The following is a 19,097-nucleotide window of genomic DNA, read 5'->3' on the forward strand; positions in this document are numbered from 1 at the left end:
TATACTCGCCCGAAACATTACAAAATTAGTTTTTTTTGATTATCGGGACGTTTTGTTACAGCATTTTGCAAACTAGCGTGATTTGGGTCAAAACACCCCATTTTTCGGGCTTTTTTCAATGTAAATAATACCTTAAAAATGCTTGAAAACACCCAAAAACTTTATAATTTAACGTTTGGTGTATGGATTAGGCATTTTTCAAATGCTCAAGGATCCATATGCAGAAAAAATACATAGCATTCCCGTTCGTTGCCGCCTGCGCCCTCATTTTGGGCTGTTCCGAAGACCCAGCAGAAAATTCCGTCATTTCCCCCTACGGCGACTTGCAGGATCCGAACAATCCGTATGTAGACCCGAATAACCCGGGTGTCGACCCCTACAATCCGGGCATCGGTGGCGACCTGAGTTCCGGAGCAATCCCGTTCGGCAGCTCATCCTCATTCGCGCTGACCGATCCGGGCCTGAGTTCCGGCGTGAACCCGTTCCAGAACCCGAACAGTTCGGGGGTCATGCCCGCAAATTCGAGTTCTTCCAAGGCGAAGGACCCGAAATCTTCTTCCGCAGGGCTCCAGGAATACGAAGACAACCACAAGGCAAAAGCGACGTTCCTCCCCAAGGCGGGCTTCTACTCTAACCTGACCATTGAACCGCCGACCCCCACGAAGGGCGGGCAAATCTACTGCACGTTCGACGGTTCATTCCCCACGCAGGGTTCCCAGCAGATTACCTCGGCGATGCAGATTACCAAAAGCACCGTGGTGCGCTGTAGCGAGTTCGTGAACGGCCAGCCCGCCGATACCACGACGCAGACTTACTTTATCGGCGAAAACGTCTCGATGCCGGTGGTGGCGCTCACCGTGAATCACCACGACTTGTTCGACTCGACCGACGGCCTTTATGCGACCGGCCCCATGAACCAGCTCCGCTGCAACAACCCGAACTTCAACCAGATGAGCATGGGCGGCAACCAGACCGACAACAACAATTCCAAGTGCTCCGAGCCCTGCTTCAAGGCGAACTTCTGGTGCGAAGATTCCCTTCCCGTGCACGTGGAATACTTCGAGAAGGGCAGTTCTACCACCGAAAAGACGTGGGAAATCGATGCGGGCATTTCGCTTATCGGTAACTGGAGCCGCTACAAGCCCAAGAAGAGCGTCGCCATCAAGATGGACAACGACGAATGGGGCGACAAGGTGCTCAAGTACTCGTTCTTCAAGACGCGCCCCGAAGCAAAGAAGATGAAGAGCTTCAACCTGCGCAACAACGGCAACCGCTTTTGGACGGACTACATCGGCGATGCCATGATGACGAGCCTCATGGAAGGCACCGACGTGGATTACCAGCGCAGCCTGCAGGTGGTGGTGTTCTACAACGGCGAATACTTCGGAATTCACGACCTGCGCGAACGCCTGAACAGGAGCTTTGTCGAGACGAACTACGGTATCGACAGCAAGTCCATCAACATGATTAACATCAAGGGCAACAGCGCCGAGGCTAGCGGCACCAAGGGGGCCTCCGCCGACGAATACAAGAACATCGCGAACCAGATTATCAACGGCAACTTTGCCGGCGACAACAACCAGAGTTACGAACAAATGAAGCAGAAGGTCAACATGAACAGCTTCGCGCAATACATGCTCGCCGAATTCTACTTCCACAACGGCGACTGGCCCGAAAACAACATCCGCGCCTGGGGCGGCAACGGCAATCCGTTCAAGTTTGTTGCATTCGATACCGACCACGGTTTCGGTTTCTCGCCGGGTATCAGCGGGTTTGACGTAACGAGCCAGAACATGTTCCAGTGGGCGCTGGGCTCTGCCACGAGGGACAACAGCCAGCAGGGCGGCCAGCAGAACCCCGGCCAGCAACAGCCCGGTCAGGGCCAGTTCCCCGGCATGGGCGGTTGGGATATCGGCGGCGGATGGGGTTTTGGCGGCGCAAAGCAGGGCCCCGCGCAGATGCTCAACAAGCTTCTCGACAACAACGATTTCAAGCGCCTGTTCATCAACAACGCATGTATATTGCTCGACAACTACCTGACCTACGAAAATGTGCAGAAGAAAGTGCAGGAGATGATGGCAGCAATTCCCGCGAGCGAGCAGCAGCGTGACCAGCAGAGATGGCCGCGCAACCAGGGCAGTTTCCATTGGTCTCCCGACGGTAGCGACCTTATTCAGTATGCCCAGAACCGCACCCAGACGGTCCGCCAGGAAATGGAGCAGTACTTTGGCCTGCAGAATGCAGTGAACGTGAGCATCAACGTGAGCGGGAGCGGCAGCGTGACGGTTGACGGCATGAAACTCCCGAAGAGCAATTACCAGGGCAAGTTCTACGCAGGTAACGACCTGTTGTTGCAGGCAGTGCCGAGCAACGGCTCCGTGTTTACCGGCTGGAGCGACGGTTCGACAGAAAACCCGCGCAAGTTCCAGCTGAACGGCGGCTCCGCAAGCATCACCGCGCAGTTTAAGTGACGCGAAGCGTCATCCTGAGCCTCATTCTTGTCATCCCCGGCTTGACCGGGGATCTTTTTTTAACGTGGCGTTGTCACAAAAAATTTTTCTATATTTACTCCCGTAATTTTTTAACCCAAAGCCGACGCTTCGCCTTCCCGCAAGCCGTCGCAAACTCAAAAGGAAACAACAATGGCTGACAATCTGTCCGTCCTCGGCAAGGCCCGCAAGGCCTACCAGCCGAAACTCCCCGCCGCTCTCCGTGACGGCGCTCTCAAGGTCTCCCTCAACAAGGGTAAGGCTACCGAATCCGTGCGCGACCAGGCCAAGATCAAGGCTCTGTTCCCGAACACCTACGGCGCTCCGTACATCGGCATGAAGAAGGCTACCAAGGCCGCTGCCGGTAAGGCTCTCAACGTGGGCGTGGTGCTCTCCGGTGGCCAGGCTCCTGGTGGACACAACGTGATCGCGGGTATCTTCGACGGTATCAAGAGCATCAGCAAGAATTCCAAGCTCCTCGGCTTCCTCGGCGGCCCCTCCGGCCTCGAGAACGGCAAGTTCATCGTGATCAACGAAAAGATCATGGACGCTTACCGCAACACTGGTGGATTCGACATCATCCAGTCCGGCCGTACCAAGCTCGAAACTGAAGAACAGTTCAAGAAGTGCATGGCTGTGGCCAAGGCCCAGAAGCTCGACGCTATCGTGATCATCGGTGGTGACGACTCCAACACCAACGCTGCTGTTCTCGGTGAATACTTCCAGGCCAACGGCGCAAGCTGCGTGGTTTGCGGCTGCCCGAAGACCATCGACGGCGACCTCAAGAACGAATACATCGAAACCTCCTTCGGTTTCGACACTGCCGTCAAGACCTATTCCGAACTCATCGGCAACATCATGCGCGATGCCAACTCCGCTCAGAAGTACTGGCACTTCATCAAGCTCATGGGCCGTAGCGCTTCTCACATTGCTCTCGAAGCCGCTCTCCAGACCCACCCGAACATCTGCCTGATTTCTGAAGAAGTCAAGGCCAAGAAGATGAAGCTCAAGCAGGTCATCAAGTACGTTGCAGACATCGTCGCTGCCCGTGCTGCTGACGGCAAGAACTTCGGCGTCTGCCTGATTCCGGAAGGCCTCCTCGAATTCATCCCGGATGTGGGCGTGCTCATTTCCGAACTCTCCGAAGCCCTCGCCCACCACGAAAAGGAAGTCGAAGGCCTCGACACCGCCGCCAAGGTGGAACTGCTCTGCAAGTGGATTTCCAAGGCTTCTGCCGAAGTCCTCAAGAGCCTCCCCTCCACCACTCAGGGCCAGCTGATGCTCGACCGCGACAGCCACGGCAACGTGCAGGTTTCCCTCATCGAAACCGAAAAGCTCGTCATCGAAATGGTGAAGAAGGAACTCAAGAGCCGCAAGAACTTCAAGGGCAAGTTCAGCGCCCTCAACCACTTCTTCGGTTACGAAGGCCGCTGCGCCGCTCCGTCGAACTTCGACGCCGACTACTGCTACAGCCTCGGCTTCACCGCCTCCGTGCTCGCCTTCAACAAGATGAACGGCTACATGAGCTCTGTGCGCGACCTCACGAAGGGCATCGAAAAGTGGACTGCCGGTGGCATTCCTATCACCATGATGATGAACATCGAACGTCGTCACGGTGCCGACAAGCCGGTGATCCAGAAGGCTCTCGTGGAACTCGACGGTGCTCCGTTCAAGTTCTTCGCCAAGAACCGTGAAGTCTGGGCCAAGACTGAAAGCTACACCTACCCGGGTCCGATCCAGTACTGGGGTCCGTCTGAGGTTTGTGATGTTACCAACTTCACGATTAAGTTGGAACGCGGCGCTTTGAAAGTCAAGTAATTGACTGAAGTCATCCCCGCGAAGGCGGGGATCTCCAAGCATTGAAAAGTCCCTGGCTTCGGCCGGGGATTTTTTTTACTACGGTGAGTGAAGGAGCGGAGGGTTTGGCCCCCTCCATTGTCATATATACAAACCAATTAGTCCGAGGGTCACCACGCTAATGAGCGCGACCGCCAGCGCGATAGGCTTGCGCATGGATTTCGCCCCGAGGAAAAGCACCAGGCCGCCCTTGGTCAGCGTATTCGCGATACTCGCAAGCATCAGCGCAAGCACGAGTTCGCGCACCGGGAGCCCCGCCTTCAGGTTCATGTCTATCACAGAAAACGCAACCGCATCCATCTCGGCGGCACCACCAATGAAACTGCACGCCAGGAGCGCCCCCGCACCCAGATACACGCGGGCGGCGTTCGCGACAAACATCACGCAGGTAAACACCACGCCGAACTTTATTGCGGGCAACAGCTTGAACGGGTTCGAAAATCCAGCGGCGTTCTCCCTGTGGTCGCGCGCCGCCTTGAACTTGAGGTACGCGGCGTACCCTAGCGCAGGGACCGCGGGCAACAGGAGCGGCAGCGCGAGCGGGCGCGCAAGCGATGCACTCAGGAACACGCAAATCAGGTAGAGCCGCACGTACATCACCGCCCAGCTGAGCACAATCCCGAGCGTAAAATCGGGCGCATAGCCCTCGTTTTCGCGACTGCGGCCCGCCAGGTTTAGCGTGAGGGCGGTACTGCTAGCAAGCCCGCCCAGGAGGCCGGTCAGCCAGATTCCCTTCCCCGGGCCAACAAGCTTTATCAGCACGTAGCCCACAAAGCCGATGCCCGAAATAAACACCACGAAGAGCCATATCGTGTGCGGGTTCAGCACCTCGAGCCCCGGCGGGCCATACGCCTGGTTCGGCAAGAACGGCAGAATCAACAGCGATATTACCGCAAACTTCACCGCCGCAAGGATATCTTCTTTCGAGAGTTTCTGCGCGAACGCGTGCAATTGCTCCTTCGCCGAAAGCACCCAGAGCATCACGACCACAACGACGCAAGATTCGAGAAGCCTACCGTACATCGAGAGCGCCCCCAGCAGGTACACGACCAGCACAGCGACACTCGTAGTGACACCGTCACTCCCCACCAAAGGGCGGCCCTCCTGCGGCTTGTGCGCGATGGCAAACGATATGTGCGACGCGACAAGCAACATTCCGATGATGACAAAGCCGGTCACGAACGGAGCCACTCCGCCCATTTCTCCCGAAAGGAGCGCCGTCATCGCACCCGCAAGGCCTACGAGCGTAAACGAGCGAACACCCGCCGGGTGCCTATCCGACTGGTCCGAATACGTATGCTCGCGCTGCAGGCCGATAATCAGCCCGATACCGATTGCAGCCGCCAAGCGGTAAAACACGTTAAAATCCAGCATAACATTAATCTATACTAAAAAAAAGTCCCCGACAAAATGCGGGGAAATAAATTCTTTAAAAATTATTCCAACTTGTAGCAAAAACGAATATATGATTGCGACATGTGAAATGTGAATTTCACACTCCACATTCCACATTACACACTACACATCTTATTCCCGTTCCCAGACTTCGAACACAGTCGGGAAATCATTCTTCTCATCTGCGCCGAACTGCTCTTCGCTCACCTTGTGCCAGCCCTCGCCCCATTCCGGGAAGAACACGTCGCCATCGACATCGGCAAGCACGCGGGTCACGTACAGCTTTTTCACGAGGGGCATCGCGTCGCGGTACACGGCGGCGCCGCCAATGATAAAGCACTCACTCTCGCCGGCGGCGCTAGCCTTGTTCAAGGCCAGTTCGAGGCTACTGCAAACGATGCAACCCGGAGCCTCGAACGCCGTGTTCCGCGTGAGCACGTAGTTCGTGCGGTTCGGGAGCGGCCTCCCGATATCATCGTAGTTCTTGCGCCCGAGGATAATGGAATGCCCCGTCGTGATGGCCTTGAAACGCTTGAGGTCGGCAGACAGGTGCCACGGCAGGTGCCCGTCACGCCCGATGACGTTGTTCTTGGAAATTGCGACAATAGCGGATATTAACATAATGTGAAATGTGGGATGTGAAATGTGAGATGTGAGATGCAATTAATTACACATTTCACACTACACATTACAAATTAAACTGCAATCGGGGCCTTAATGGTCGGCCACGGGTCATAATCCACGAGCTCAAAGTCCTCGAACTTGAATTCGAAAAGGTCCTTGATTTCGGGATTGAGTTTCATGGTAGGGAGCTTGCGCGGCGTGCGGGTCAACTGCTCGCGGGCCTGCTCGAAGTGGTTGGAGTACAGGTGCGTATCGCCGAGAGTATGGATAAATTCACCCGGCTCGTAGTCGCATACCTGCGCGAGCATAAGCGTCAAGAGCGCGTACGACGCGATATTGAAGGGCACGCCGAGGAACGTATCGGCACTGCGCTGGTAAAGCTGGCAACTGAGTTTGCGCTTGCCGGACTTGCCTACCCCACCCACGTAGAACTGGAACAGGCAGTGGCAAGGCGGCAGGGCCATCTTGTCGACTTCGGCCACATTCCATGCACACACCAGGTGGCGGCGCGAATCGGGATTGTTCTTGAGGCTGTTGATCAGGTTCTGGATCTGGTCGATGTGCCCGCCATCGGGGGTCGGCCAGCTGCGCCACTGGTGGCCGTAAACCGGGCCCAGGTCACCGTTCTCATCGGCCCACTCGTCCCAGATGGTCACCTTGTTGTCGTGCAGGTACTTGATGTTCGTGTCGCCCTTCAAGAACCACAGCAGCTCATGAATAATCGAGCGCAGGTGCAATTTCTTTGTGGTAAGGCAAGGGAACCCCTGCGAAAGGTCGTAACGGCACTGGCGGCCAAACACGGAGCGCGTGCCCGTACCCGTACGGTCGGAACGGTCCACGCCATTTTCAAGAATATCTCTGAGTAAGTCTAAGTATTGCTGCATATCTGTAATTTAATAAAATGTGAAATGTGAGGTGTGAAATGTGAGATTAAGAATCAATCATTACACACTACACATTCCACATCACACATCTATTAAAGTTTATTCCCCGAACAGTTCCACACGCTTGTACTGCTTTACCGCCTTGTCCTCGGCAACCGCCTTCTCGCGCATGAGCATGTTCACCGCCTGCAAAATCAGGTCTTGCGTGTGCTTGGGCACGGGCTTCTTGCCGAGGCGCGCCTTCTGCACCATCTTGTGGTTCAAGTTCGTGGGGAGTTTTTCCACCAGGTCGTGGTTCGATGCGCCAAGCGCCTGCAAAATCTCGTCAAGTTTTGTCATGCGGGTAAATATAAAAAAAGAAAAATGTGTGCGTAATACCTTCATTTAGGCATTTTAGCAGACTAAATCAATTAAAAGCGGTCAGTTGGTCTGCTATTTTGCAGATAAAGTAACAATATTTGTCAACTTTTTTAGAAAAACAAGGCCATCACAAGCACATTTAACACAGAATCTGCGCAGAAACGCCTCAAACAGCCCATATTTATTGCAGACAAACTAATTTTATACAGACCAAAAGACAGCCAACCAGGCATTTAGTCTGCTATTTTTACAAATTCAGTCTCTACATGAGAGATTCCCACCGAGGCGGGGATGACCAACAATAAAAAAATCCCCAGCCTTTCGGCCAGGGATTTTAGTTTAGCTGTTGATCAGACTCTATTGCTGGAACTCGGACTCACACTTGGTACCGTCGTTCTCCGGCGTAGCGAAGTGCATTTCGATACGGCGGTTCATTTCGCGACCGTCTTCGGTGCTGTTGTCCTCAACCGGGCAGCTTGCACCGAGACCCACGGCCTTGATGCGGTTCTTCTTCACGCCGTACTTGATGAGGGTCTTCATGACTTCCTTAGCACGCTTTTCAGAGAGCTTCTGGTTAGTCTTGTCCTTACCCTTGTTGTCGGTGTGGCCCTGGATAACAATCTTCAGTTCCTTGTAGCTATCATCTTCGTTCAGCTTCTTCGCAACAGCCTTGAGGATGCTCTTGGCGTTGGATTCGAGCGTTGCCTTACCCGGCTTGAAGGTCACGCCGGTGAGCTTCTCGACAGCCTTCTTCGGGCAGCCGTGGCCGTCATCACCCGCAACATCCGGGCAACGGTCGAGGCCAGTGCAGACGCCTTCGAACTGCTTGAGGAGCTTCTTGGTGGACACCCATTCAGAGCAGACGCCATCCTTATCGGCATCCGGATCGTCGTCCATCGGGCAACCCTTGTTCCATTCAGGACCGGCTTCGTCCGGGCAACGGTCAGTACCGTGGCAGACATCCTTGAACTGGTCGAACATCTTCTGCTTGCCAACCCAGGCGTCGCACAGGCTGTCGCCGTCGGAATCCGGATTTTCAGCCGGGCAGCCCTTGTTCCAGGCCGGGCCGCTTTCATCCGGGCAACGGTCGATGCCGGTACAAACATCCTTGAACTGTTCAGTCATCTTCTGCTTGGAGACCCAGGCATCGCAGACGCTGTCCTTATCGCTATCCGGATCTTCGGCCGGGCAACCCTTGTTCCAGGCCGGGCCATTTTCGGTCGGGCACTTGTCGATGCCGTGGCAGATATCCTTGAACTGTTCCTGCATGTTCTTCTCGGCAACCCAGTCGGCACAGAGGCTGTCACCGTCAATATCCGGGTTGTCCATCGGGCAGCCGTTGGCCCATGCTTCACCAGGTTCGGTCGGGCACTTGTCAATGCCAGTGCAGATGCCGTCGTACTGGTCGAGCATGTTCTTCTGCGTCACCCATTCATCACAGATGCCGTCCTTGTCGGTATCGGGGTCGCCAAGCGGGCAACCTTCGTTGGTGGCCGGGCCGAATTCGGTCGGGCACTTGTCGATACCCTTACAGGTCTTCTCGATGAACCATTCGTTCTTAATCTTGTCGTCTTCGGCAGCCTTCTCGAAGTAGAAGCCCATCTTCTTCTGGGTCACCCATTCGTCACAGAGGCCGTCGCCGTCGCTATCCGGATCATCCCACGGACAACCCTTATTGGCCTTAGAACCGGCTTCGCCCGGACACATATCGTAACCCTTACAGACGTTCGCGTAATCGCCAAGCTTATTCTTGTCGGTCACCCACGGAGAGCACATACCGTCAGAATCCGGGTCCGGATTGTCTTCGGGGCAGCCCTTGTTGGCAACAGTACCCTTTTCAGTCGGGCAGCTATCGATGCCTTCGCAAACGTCCTTGAACTTCTTCTGGAGTTTCTTCTTAGATACCCAGGCGTCGCACACATGGTCGCCATCCGGGTCCGGTTCGTCGAGCGGGCAGCCATCTTCGCCTTCGCCCTGTTCGTTCGGGCAAGCGTCGATGCCTTCGCACACATCCTGGAATTCAGATCCGAAGCCCTTCTCGGAAACCCAAGCATCGCAAACGCCATCTTCGTCAACGTCAGGATTGCCGAGCGGGCAGCCCTTGTTGAGGCGATGACCAAAGTCGTCGGGGCAGTTATCTTCATCATCCGTCACGCCATCGCCGTCGCGGTCCTGCGGGAGCAGGAATCCGCTCCACGTGATACCGCCGTAGACCTTGTACTTCGGATTGATCGTCGTCTTGTACTCGAGGGTGCGGTTGTTGTTTTCCATGGCACGGACAGTCGTGTACTTTTCGATGTCGGTGCTACCCAGGGAGTAGGAACCACCCAGGTGGAGGTCAAGACCAATCGGGAGGTGGAACACGATTGCGCCAGTCAGGTCCTTCACGTCGAGCTTCACGGCATCGCGGTATTCATCCAGCTGGAACATCATGTAGTATTCCGCAAAGAGCGAGAGGAAATCCATGAAGTAGATTTCAGCAGCCGCAGTCATGTACGGGTACGAGAGGTAGTTCTTGTTCGTCGAGTAGACGTAACCGCCGTTCACGTGGATGAGGAACGGGACCGCGTCAATCTTGTCGAAGTCGAGGGTCAAGGCAACACCGCCCTTCGCGATGGTAGAGCGCACGCCGTAAGCCTGGGCGGATCCGCCACCATCAGTCGGTTCACCCTTGTTGATGAATTCGGCCTCACGAATCCAGAGACCGTCCTTTTCAGGGTTAGACGTACCAAAGTTGCCTTCGCCGAAGAACGCGATGTCGACCGGCTGGTCTTCGGGGAGCGGAAGCCTAATCTTCAAGTCGGCCTTGAGGTTGCCGATGTATCCGATATTGGTACCGGAAATCTGGCCCTGCTGGCAAACCATCGGCTGGCCATCCGGACCAACTTCATTCTTGGGTCCAACATACGGATCGTACGGACAGCCCGTATTGTTCACGGTAAACTTGTCGTAGTAGACCGGGATGCCGACACCCAAGTCAAAGTAATGCCATATACCGATACCGAAACCGACCTGCGCGCCCAGGGCGACATAGTCTTCGACCATGCCCTGACGCATGAGGGTGTTATATTCGAGGCCATACTGCATACCGTTGTTCTGGTCTGCCGGCAAATACATACCCGTATACCTTTCACGAACACCTTCTGGGGCTATATTTTGCACATCAGTCGTGGCATCCATCAAGCCGTAGAACGACAACTTGGAATGCCCGAGCGACTGGGCGGACTGAGTCTTGTTGACACCAACAAAACCTGTCTTGTTGATTGTCTGCGGATGGTCTGCAAAAGCCTGCACGGCCATTGCAAGCGCCAATCCTGCTACTACTCTCTTCATAGAGTCTCCTTAAAAAACAGGGTGATCCCTAAACTAAACTACCATTAATATAATTTTTTTAACAAACGTTATATTGAACGCCCTCCCAAAAAGCGACAAAAAACACAGAATTTCGCACTTTTCGGCGTTTGTTTCGCATTTTTTACAGCAATTTTCCGTTTTTTTTGCGAAAAAGCCCTTCTAGACCGCCAAAGAATCGATATTCGCGTGCCGCACGCCCTTCTCGAACATATCCGGATCGAGCCTGCACATGCTGGTGTAGCCGCCCCTGCCCACGATGATGTGGTCGATTACGGGAATCTGGAGCACCTTCCCCGCCGCACACAGCAAGCGGGTTATCGCGAAGTCCTGTTCGGAAGGTTCGGTGGAACCCGAGGGATGGTTGTGAGCAAGCACGACAGATACGGCGCGGTCCTCGATGGCCTTCGCGAAAGCCTCCCGCGGGGCAATGGGGGCCTGGTTCACGAGCCCCGAGGTGACATCGTGCACGTTTATCACGTAATTCGCCGAATTGAGCGTCACCACCACGAAATGCTCCTGCTGCTCGAACTTGAGACCCGCAAGGCGCGAGAGCAGGTCTTCGGGCGCAATGACAGAAACCGCACGCGACGTGAGGATATACCGGCTCGAAAGTTCGAGACACGCAAGAATCTGGGTCGCCTTTACCGTACCGAGCCCGCGGATATGGCGCAGGTTCTCGACCGTCGGGATGGATGTTGCCGAAGAAAGGTAGTCCGAAACATGCCGCGAAAGTTCGAACACGCTGCTTTCGCGCGTGCCGCTGCCGAGAATGAGCGCGATGAGTTCCTCGTTCGAGAGTGCCGTCGCCCCGCATTGCTGGAGCTTTTCGCGCGGGAGAATTTCGGTTTCGATTAGTCCGTTTTCCATGAGATGTCCTTTGAGGTAGTCTATCTAGAGTCTCCATTTTGAAAGTCTATGTTGAAGTCTCTACTTCTATAAACGCCGAAAACCGGGAAATCGGCCAAAAGGGCATATTTTTTATAAAGATGGCGTAAAATTGAGGGAAAGGGACGTATTTTGAGGGACATGGGCATCAATTCAGGGCAAATATTCAAGTTTTCAAAGCATCTTCGCCCCCATTTATACAATTTTATTAGAAAAAACCACCAATTTTTAGACATAATTTTTCAAAACACAGCAAAAATTATGCAAATTTTTAACATTTTTCAAAGCACGCCTAAATAAAAGTCAAAAGTTTTCAGAAAATTTTAAAGTTTTTTAAGATTTTCAGCAAATTCATCTTGCCGTAAAGCACAAAAACACCTATATTTTCAACAATCTTTTTAACAGACTTTCAAATTCAACCAGGAAAATCTATGGCAAACAAGGTCTTGAATGGTGCCGAAGTGATTATCGAATGCCTCAAACGCGAAGGCATCGACACGATTTTCGGCTACCCCGGTGGATCCGCCATCCCGATGTTCGACGCGATCCTTGATTCCAATATTAAAGTAGTGCTTTCCCGCCACGAGCAGGGTGCGACCCACATGGCCGACGGCTATGCACGCCAGACCGGCAAGGTGGGCGTCGCCCTCGTCACGAGCGGCCCGGGTGCAACAAACACGTTCACCGGCATCTACACGGCACTCATGGATTCGAGCCCCATCGTGGTGCTCGCCGCACAGACAACGACCCCGAACCTCGGCAAGGACGCCTTCCAGGAATGCGATACGAGCGGCATGACGTTCGCGGCCGTCAAGCATTCCTACCTGGTAAAGGATTCCAACGACCTCCCACGCGTGATGAAGGAAGCTTTCCACATCGCCCGCACTGGCCGCCCGGGCCCGGTGCTCATCGATCTCCCGAAGGACGTGACCGCAGGTGCATGCACCGCCCCGTTCACCGACCAGATGGACCTTCCGGGTTACAAGATTCCCACCTACGCCTCCGCAGAAAGCGTCGAGAAGGCGGCGGAATTCCTCCGCAAGTCCAAGAAGCCGTTGCTTCTCGTGGGCCACGGCGCCATGATCAGCGGGGCCAGCCGCCAGGTGCGCGAACTCGCCGAAAAGATTGGCGCTCCGGTGTGCTGCACCATGCTCGGTCTCGGCGTGTTCCCCGTTGATCACGAGCTTTCGCTCGGCATGCTCGGCATGCATGGCACCGTGTACGCGAACAAGGCCGTGCTCGACTGCGACCTGATTCTTTCCATCGGTAGCCGCTGGGATGACCGCATTACCGGCAAGCTCGATGAATTCTGCAAGAACGCGGTGAAGATGCACATCGATATCGACCCCGCCGAAGAAGGCAAGGTTCTGCAGCCCGACGTGTTCATGTGCGGCGACGCGAAGCTCGTGCTCGAGCAGCTGCTCCCGATGGTGAACAGGCTCGATACCGCCGAATGGATCAAGACCTGCCAGACCTGGAAGAAGCGCTTCCCGCTTACCTACGCGAAGCAGGGCGGCCTCCGCATGCAGCACGTGATTGCGACTGCAAGCGAACTCACCGGCGGCAAGGCCATCGTCACGACCGACGTGGGCCAGCACCAGATGTGGGTTGCACAGTTCTTCCATATAAACTATCCGCGCCAGTTGCACTCCAGCGGTGGCGCAGGCACGATGGGCTTCGGCTTCCCCGCCGCTATCGGTGCCGCATTCGGTAACGAGACCGGCTGGCCAGTGCTCAGCTTCAGCGGCGACGGCGGTTTCCAGATGACGGAAGCGGAACTCGCGACTGCAGCCATCCACAAGCTGCCCATCAAGATTTTCGTGATGGACAACAAGTACCTGGGCATGGTGCGCCAGTGGCAGGAACTCTTCTATGACCACCGCTACTCCAGCGTGGACATGATGGGCAACCCCGACTTCGTGAAGCTCGCCGAAGCCTACGGCATTCCTGGGCTCCGCATCAAGCGCCCCGCCGATGCCGAACGCGTTATCCAGAAGGCGCTCAGCTACAACGACGGCCCGATTCTCATTCACTGCGAATGCGAAAAGGAAGACAACGTGTTCCCGATGATTCCGGCAGGCGCACCGCTTACCGCCATGCTTACAGAAGCACCCAAGGCAAAACTCGAAAAGCCCACGGGATCGACGTAACAGGAGGTTTTAAAAATGAAAGACATTGCACATTCTATTAGTTTGTTGGTTGCGAACCGCCCGGGCGTGCTCGTGCGTATCGCCCTCGTGTTCTCCCGCCGTGGCTACAACATCGACTCCCTCGTTGTCTCCCCCACGCTCGACCCGAACTTCAGCCGCATGAACATCATCGCCCACGGCAATCCCGAAATCTTGATGCAGATCATCAAGCAGCTCGAGAAACTCGTGGACGTGGTGCAGGCGAAGGACCATACCGGCACGGACGCCGTAGAGAAGGAACTCGCGCTCATCAAGGTGCGTTGCACTCCCGACCAGCGTACGGAAATCCTGCAGCTGTGCGACCACTTCCACGCGAATACCGTGGACATGACTGCCACCTCGATGATCATCCAGATTACGGGCAACAGCCAGAAAGTCGACACGCTCAAGAGCCTCTTGCAGAAGTTCGAAATCGTCGAGTACATCCGCACGGGCAAGGTCATCATGCTCCGCGGTGAAGACAAGACGTAAGCGGCTCCGCCGCAGTTACTAGTCACTAGTTATTAGTTACTAGAAAATGCAAAAATTAAACCGTCTGGATGCAAGTCCAGGCGGTTTTTGCTATGTGTGAGCGTGCGAAATGCCTGCTTCTGCAGTTTAATACATTACCCGAATCTCGAGAAGCCCGCAGGGACTAACAGTCACAAGGGAGATCCCCGCCTTCGCGGGGATGACAGCAACATCAAAACCCGAGGACAGCTTCGGAGATTTCGTTCGCCTCGTCGGAGTAGTCGTCCACGAAATCGGCGGTAAACTCGCCCCAGCCTTCACTCTCGCCGCAGCCCACCCCGACATCCATCGAAGCCCACTTGAACACGCCATAGACGCGCTCGTAGCGTTCCATCAGGTCGGTAAGGAAATCTTCCGGGAATTCTTCCACAAGCAGGCTTCCATCCATCGCGATGAGTTCCTCTTCGGGCAATTCCTCGAAACGGCACTCGTACTCGTCGACCATCACGTCGTTGACGGTGTACCAGTCTCCCGTATCTTCGCTGGGCAGGTCAGCCTCCGGAAACTGCTCCATAATCTCGTCCCATATCTGGGCAAGTTCGGTGCGGCTCCCGATAAAGCGCATCAAGAATCTCGTTTCCATAAAGCCTCCCACCTTTGGCGCAGTTCACCCGCGCAGATCCCTACTTTTTGTCTTGCGGCACGAGCCTTTCCACAATGCGGAACAGGTCGTTGTAAATATCCAGAAAGTCTTCTACCCAAATCGGGTCGCGTTCACCCACCACCTGGAACGTTTCTTCGAGCGTATGGCGGGCATTGTACGGGCCCACAAGCGTGCCCGCGGGCTGCACGAAGGTACCGGAACGGTAATCGCTTGAGGCAAGGCGCGCCCTGTACGAACGGCGCAGGCGGGCAATCAGAGCGCCGCGGAGCGCAAGCAGTTCCTGGTGAGCGTCAAGAATGTTGTTTTCCGCAATCCACTTTTCCACCAGGTCCAAACGACGCGAGATGGCATCCCGTTCCATGGAAGGCACGAGCATCTTCTTGTCGGTAAGCGTTTTGCGAACCTGCGCGATTATACCCCGGAGCATGTCTGCATTCCAGAACATCATGGGGTTCTTTTCCATCGCGGAACTTTCTGCCACCTTCGGGGTATGCGTTTCCACCCAGCGCACTAGTTTATCCAAAACCATGCGTGCCTCGGGTTCGCGATCCACGGCGATGTATTCACCCGCGCGCGTCAGGAGATTTTCGGCATAGGCCATACGCCAATGCGGCATCGTCCCCGTCTTGCGGATAGAATCAATCGATCGCCTTATGGAATCAACGCGTTCCTGCATCAATGCTTCTCCAGTCTAAGCGGAGTAACGCCAATTTCTACGCGACGGTTGAGGCGGCGGTGTTCTTCGGTATCGTTCGGGTACTTGGGCTGGAATTCGCCGAAACCCGCTGCAAATATACGGTCGGAAGGGAACCCTTCCTTGATAAGCATCTTCACCACGTTCACGGCACGTTCGGTAGAAAGGTTCCAGTTCGTGTAGGTGGTAGACCCGCTGAACGGGATATCGTCGGTAAAGCCGCTCACCATAATCACGTCGCCCGTATCGAGCGCGTCGAGCAGGCCCTTGCTGATTCCCTTGATAACACCCTCGCCTTCCGTAGTGAGCTTAGCGCCGTTTGTCGGGAAAAGGAACGATGCCTGAATCTGAATCTTGCCGTCTTCGAGCGCGATAAGGCCCGCCTCGATAGAGGTCTGCAGGCTCTTCGCCAAAAGCGCATTGCGTTCGGCGGCAATCTTGCGCATTTCTTCCTGGCAGCTCAATACCTCTTCCTCGGTGCGGGTAAGGTCTTCCGCCTTCTGCTCCTTGAGGGTAGCCATGGCGACAAACGCAAGGATGAACAGCGACACGAGCGCGATGCCCAAGTCGGTATAGGCCATCCAGGGATTGCTGCCTTCTTCGCGACGTAAGCGCATACCTTAGCCCTCTGCCTTCGGGGTTGCCTGCCTTGCGGCGCGTTGCGTCTGCTCGAGGACCTCCAGGAGGATTTCCTGAGTCTTGACCGCGTTTTCCATAAGCACTTCGCTTGCACGCTCGTGGAACGCTTCCAGAGACTGGTTGAGGTGTTCCACAAAGTTCTCTTCGTCTTCGTGTTCGGCAGTATCGCCGCTGAGCTTTTCGAGAATCGTCTCGAGGCCCGCACGGAGCATCTCGAGGTTCGCGCTGAGTTCGCTCTGGTTCACGCGCATGAGTTCTGCCGTTTCCACGATGTTTCCGCCAAGCGCGTCGGTCGCTTCCTTCTCCTTCACCACGCGGTTGTCAATGCTCTCGGTAAGCGCCTTCTGGGCTTCAAGCAGCACGGCGGACGTATCGGAAAGTTTCTGGAACGCAGCGAGGATATCGGTCGAAAGCGCGCTGAGCTTTTCGGCAACGGACTGCGAAAGTTCGGCAGAACCCGCCTGCGCCTTCTCTGCCACCTGGAGAGCCACGTTCTTGAGCGTTTCGAGGCCTTCCTTCTGAGCATCCACATTCGCGCTCGTCTCGGACGCGAGTTTGTCCATAAAGGTTTTCCACTGGTCGTCGGACTGCTTGACCTGAGCGGCAACAGATTCGGCGATGTTCTTTACCGCGCCATCCATCGACTTCTCGGTAGATGCGGCAACGCCCGAAAGACCATCCTTCACGCTTGCAGAGATTGTATCCAGGCTAGAGTTCAGGCCAGAAGAAATCGCATTCAGTTTTTCGTCCAGCTTGGAAGGCAGGGATTCCACGGAGGCCTGGAGGTTCTTCATGTAGTCGTTCAGCGGATTGAGCGCATTAGCGACATCCGCACCCACAGTACCGCCCAGGTTGCCAAGCGTGCCTTCCAGTTTTGCAACCATCGAGCCGAGGTCAGAATTCAGCTTGGCGGTTGTCGAAGAAAGTTCCTCGCCCACCTTGGAAACAATACCATTCAGCCCCTGTTGTACAGAAGCGGCCACAGCGGACAGGTTCTTCTCGACAGAATCGAACAGGCGACCAAGTTCATCCTTGCTCTTCTCGTTCTCGCCCGCAGATTCGCCCTGCAGGCCAAGCGTAAGCGTATCGAGGCGAGCGATAAACGCATCGCGCGAATTCAGGAAAAGCCCGCGGGAAGCGCCGAGCACGAGGGCAGCAAACAGGCCGCAAAGGCTAGTACCGAAAATGCCCTTCATGTTGCCGAACAGCACCTGGATGGTATCGAGCGTGCCCTGCGTGGAGGAATTGTCGATAGCAACACCCGCAGTAGCGACAGAATACATGAGGCCGAAGAACGTACCCATAAGGCCGAGGAGAATCACCGTACCGCCCGAGCTGCGCGGAGTAGAAACCGTCGCATTGTTCGAAAGCACCTCGAACGCAATCGCGGAATCTAGACGCACGCCCTTGCCCATCAGGTCGCGGGCAAGCTTGAGGCGGCGCGCCACAATGCCTTCGCCGGCAACAGCATACATGCCCGACCTTTCGCAGGATTCTATCTCGGCTTCTTCGCAACGGATACTCTTGAGAGCAGAAAGCAACTTGAACTGGTCGATAAAGAACACTGCAAATATTGCCGCCATTATAATCCAGCCGAAGAGCGGGGCTCCGAAGTAGAGGGCGCCCGCAACCAGTACAAGCAGTCCGACGACGGTAAGAACCAGAATCGAGTTATATGCGTTCTTCATGTTTATCCTTAATTTTTAGCCTCGGCCGAGGCCGTTGTTTCAAACAAGTTCAATTGACCACGGGAGAACCCGCGGAGGAAAACAGACCACTTGTCGTGATACCAATCTATAATATAGAGTGTCAAGTCACGCGCGTAGTCACAAAATTCATCGGTAAAAGCGAGGAAGCCGTTCTCGTAGGCGTAGTGCGGGTTCCAGAACCTGCCCACATTACGCGCACAAGATGCGGCGCTGCGGTAATAGCGCTGCGGCCCCTTGCCCGTGAAGGCAAGCGCAAAGTGCTTTTTGGCAAGCACATTGAGCGAAGAACGCAACGACGTAATCATCGCGTTCTCCTTGTCGCGGAGCGAGGATTCCAGACACGGGAGCAACTTGGATACCGCATCCACGGCACTCTCGGAATGCCAGTACTTGCACAACTTTTCTTGCAGCTGCATCACGCGGCCGTGCATGCGCACGAACAGCGGTTCGGCATCGCTCACCAACAGGTGTATGGTCGCAGAATAGAAAGCGTTTATATCCTGCTTGTTGTTCTTGACCGTAAGGGCCCAGCCCTTCTCCTCGTCGTGATGGATAAAGTCGCCGCCTTCAAGCAGCAGGCGCAAGACCTCATCGGTCGAAAAGCGCTGCATCCACTTGGCACGGAACTCGTCATAAAGCTTGTTCGCCGCTTCGGCAATCTGCGGGAAGCTCGTATCCGCAAGTTTCCACGCCGTCTCGCTAAACGATATCTGCTCGGAATTGCCTACAGAAGGGTCCAGGTTGTTGAGCATCGCGTCTAGGTGTTCGAACAAGGCGATGGACCAGGTAACCATCATGGACTGCGAAAGTTCCGCCACCATAGACGAACGGTTCGGGCAGGCATTCAGGCGAATGCTTGCACCGGTCATCTTGCGTATGGAACGACGGAACGATTCTTCCACAT

Annotated in this window: 15 protein-coding genes; 4 read left to right on the top strand and 11 right to left on the bottom strand. The window is 55.1% G+C overall.

The genetic code is table 11. The features are described 5' to 3' along the window. The first annotated feature begins 218 nt into the window (after positions 1-218). Positions 219-2,471 (top strand): CotH kinase family protein, encoded by a 2,253-nt coding sequence (locus tag BUA44_RS12490; RefSeq protein ID WP_072812581.1) that lies wholly within the window; start codon positions 219-221, stop codon positions 2,469-2,471. A 171-nt stretch (positions 2,472-2,642) separates the two neighbouring features. Next, complete coding sequence (locus tag BUA44_RS12495) at positions 2,643-4,307, top strand: diphosphate--fructose-6-phosphate 1-phosphotransferase (RefSeq protein WP_072812584.1); 1,665 nt, start codon at positions 2,643-2,645, stop codon at positions 4,305-4,307. A 120-nt stretch (positions 4,308-4,427) separates the two neighbouring features. On the opposite strand, the gene BUA44_RS12500 is transcribed toward BUA44_RS12495, so the two are convergent. The 6 genes from BUA44_RS12500 to radC all read right to left on the bottom strand — a co-directional run bounded on the left by BUA44_RS12500 (position 4,428) and on the right by radC (position 11,830). Continuing rightward, complete coding sequence (locus BUA44_RS12500; RefSeq protein WP_072812586.1) at positions 4,428-5,720, bottom strand: MgtC/SapB family protein; 1,293 nt, start codon at positions 5,718-5,720, stop codon at positions 4,428-4,430. Positions 5,721-5,873: 153 nt separating this feature from the next. After that, positions 5,874-6,362, bottom strand: a complete 489-nt coding sequence (locus BUA44_RS12505; RefSeq protein WP_072812589.1) for a dihydrofolate reductase — start codon at positions 6,360-6,362, stop codon at positions 5,874-5,876. A 74-nt stretch (positions 6,363-6,436) separates the two neighbouring features. Next, positions 6,437-7,249: a thymidylate synthase gene (locus BUA44_RS12510; RefSeq protein WP_072812591.1), complete on the bottom strand. Its 813-nt coding sequence runs from the start codon at positions 7,247-7,249 to the stop codon at positions 6,437-6,439. Positions 7,250-7,348: 99 nt separating this feature from the next. Then, positions 7,349-7,588 carry a hypothetical protein gene (locus BUA44_RS12515; protein ID WP_072812729.1) on the bottom strand — a complete coding sequence of 80 codons (240 nt, stop codon included), beginning with the start codon at positions 7,586-7,588 and terminating at the stop codon, positions 7,349-7,351. A 378-nt stretch (positions 7,589-7,966) separates the two neighbouring features. Next, positions 7,967-10,942: an OmpA family protein gene (locus tag BUA44_RS12520; protein WP_143151995.1), complete on the bottom strand. Its 2,976-nt coding sequence runs from the start codon at positions 10,940-10,942 to the stop codon at positions 7,967-7,969. 180 nt (positions 10,943-11,122) lie between these two features. Continuing rightward, positions 11,123-11,830: a RadC family protein gene (gene radC, locus BUA44_RS12525; RefSeq protein WP_072812595.1), complete on the bottom strand. Its 708-nt coding sequence runs from the start codon at positions 11,828-11,830 to the stop codon at positions 11,123-11,125. A 449-nt stretch (positions 11,831-12,279) separates the two neighbouring features. Between radC and ilvB the strand changes: the two genes are divergently transcribed. Further along, complete coding sequence (gene ilvB / locus BUA44_RS12530) at positions 12,280-13,998, top strand: biosynthetic-type acetolactate synthase large subunit (protein ID WP_072812597.1); 1,719 nt, start codon at positions 12,280-12,282, stop codon at positions 13,996-13,998. Between the two features lie 15 nt (positions 13,999-14,013). Further along, the gene (ilvN, locus tag BUA44_RS12535) at positions 14,014-14,508 is read left to right on the top strand and encodes an acetolactate synthase small subunit (RefSeq protein WP_072812598.1); all 495 of its coding nucleotides are present in this window, start codon (positions 14,014-14,016) and stop codon (positions 14,506-14,508) included. A gap of 211 nt (positions 14,509-14,719) precedes the next feature. Here the strand turns inward: ilvN and BUA44_RS12540 are convergent, their stop codons facing one another. From BUA44_RS12540 to BUA44_RS12560, 5 genes are read right to left on the bottom strand one after another with little or no spacing between them, the layout of a single operon-like run. Beyond that, a complete protein-coding gene (locus BUA44_RS12540; RefSeq protein WP_072812600.1) occupies positions 14,720-15,130 on the bottom strand; it encodes a hypothetical protein in 411 nt (136 codons plus the stop codon). Positions 15,131-15,170: 40 nt separating this feature from the next. Next, positions 15,171-15,827: a hypothetical protein gene (locus tag BUA44_RS12545; RefSeq protein WP_072812603.1), complete on the bottom strand. Its 657-nt coding sequence runs from the start codon at positions 15,825-15,827 to the stop codon at positions 15,171-15,173. Further along, a complete protein-coding gene (locus BUA44_RS12550; RefSeq protein ID WP_072812605.1) occupies positions 15,827-16,462 on the bottom strand; it encodes an OmpA/MotB family protein in 636 nt (211 codons plus the stop codon). Before BUA44_RS12550 ends, BUA44_RS12545 begins: the two co-directional genes overlap by 1 nt. Positions 16,463-16,465: 3 nt before the next feature. Then, a complete protein-coding gene (locus BUA44_RS12555; protein WP_072812607.1) occupies positions 16,466-18,172 on the bottom strand; it encodes a fimbrial protein in 1,707 nt (568 codons plus the stop codon). A gap of 8 nt (positions 18,173-18,180) precedes the next feature. Further along, positions 18,181-19,095 carry a hypothetical protein gene (locus tag BUA44_RS12560; RefSeq protein WP_072812610.1) on the bottom strand — a complete coding sequence of 305 codons (915 nt, stop codon included), beginning with the start codon at positions 19,093-19,095 and terminating at the stop codon, positions 18,181-18,183. Positions 19,096-19,097: the final 2 nt, after the last annotated feature.

Origin of the sequence: Fibrobacter sp. UWR3, from assembly GCF_900143055.1 — a bacterium.
GTDB lineage: Bacteria > Fibrobacterota > Fibrobacteria > Fibrobacterales > Fibrobacteraceae > Fibrobacter.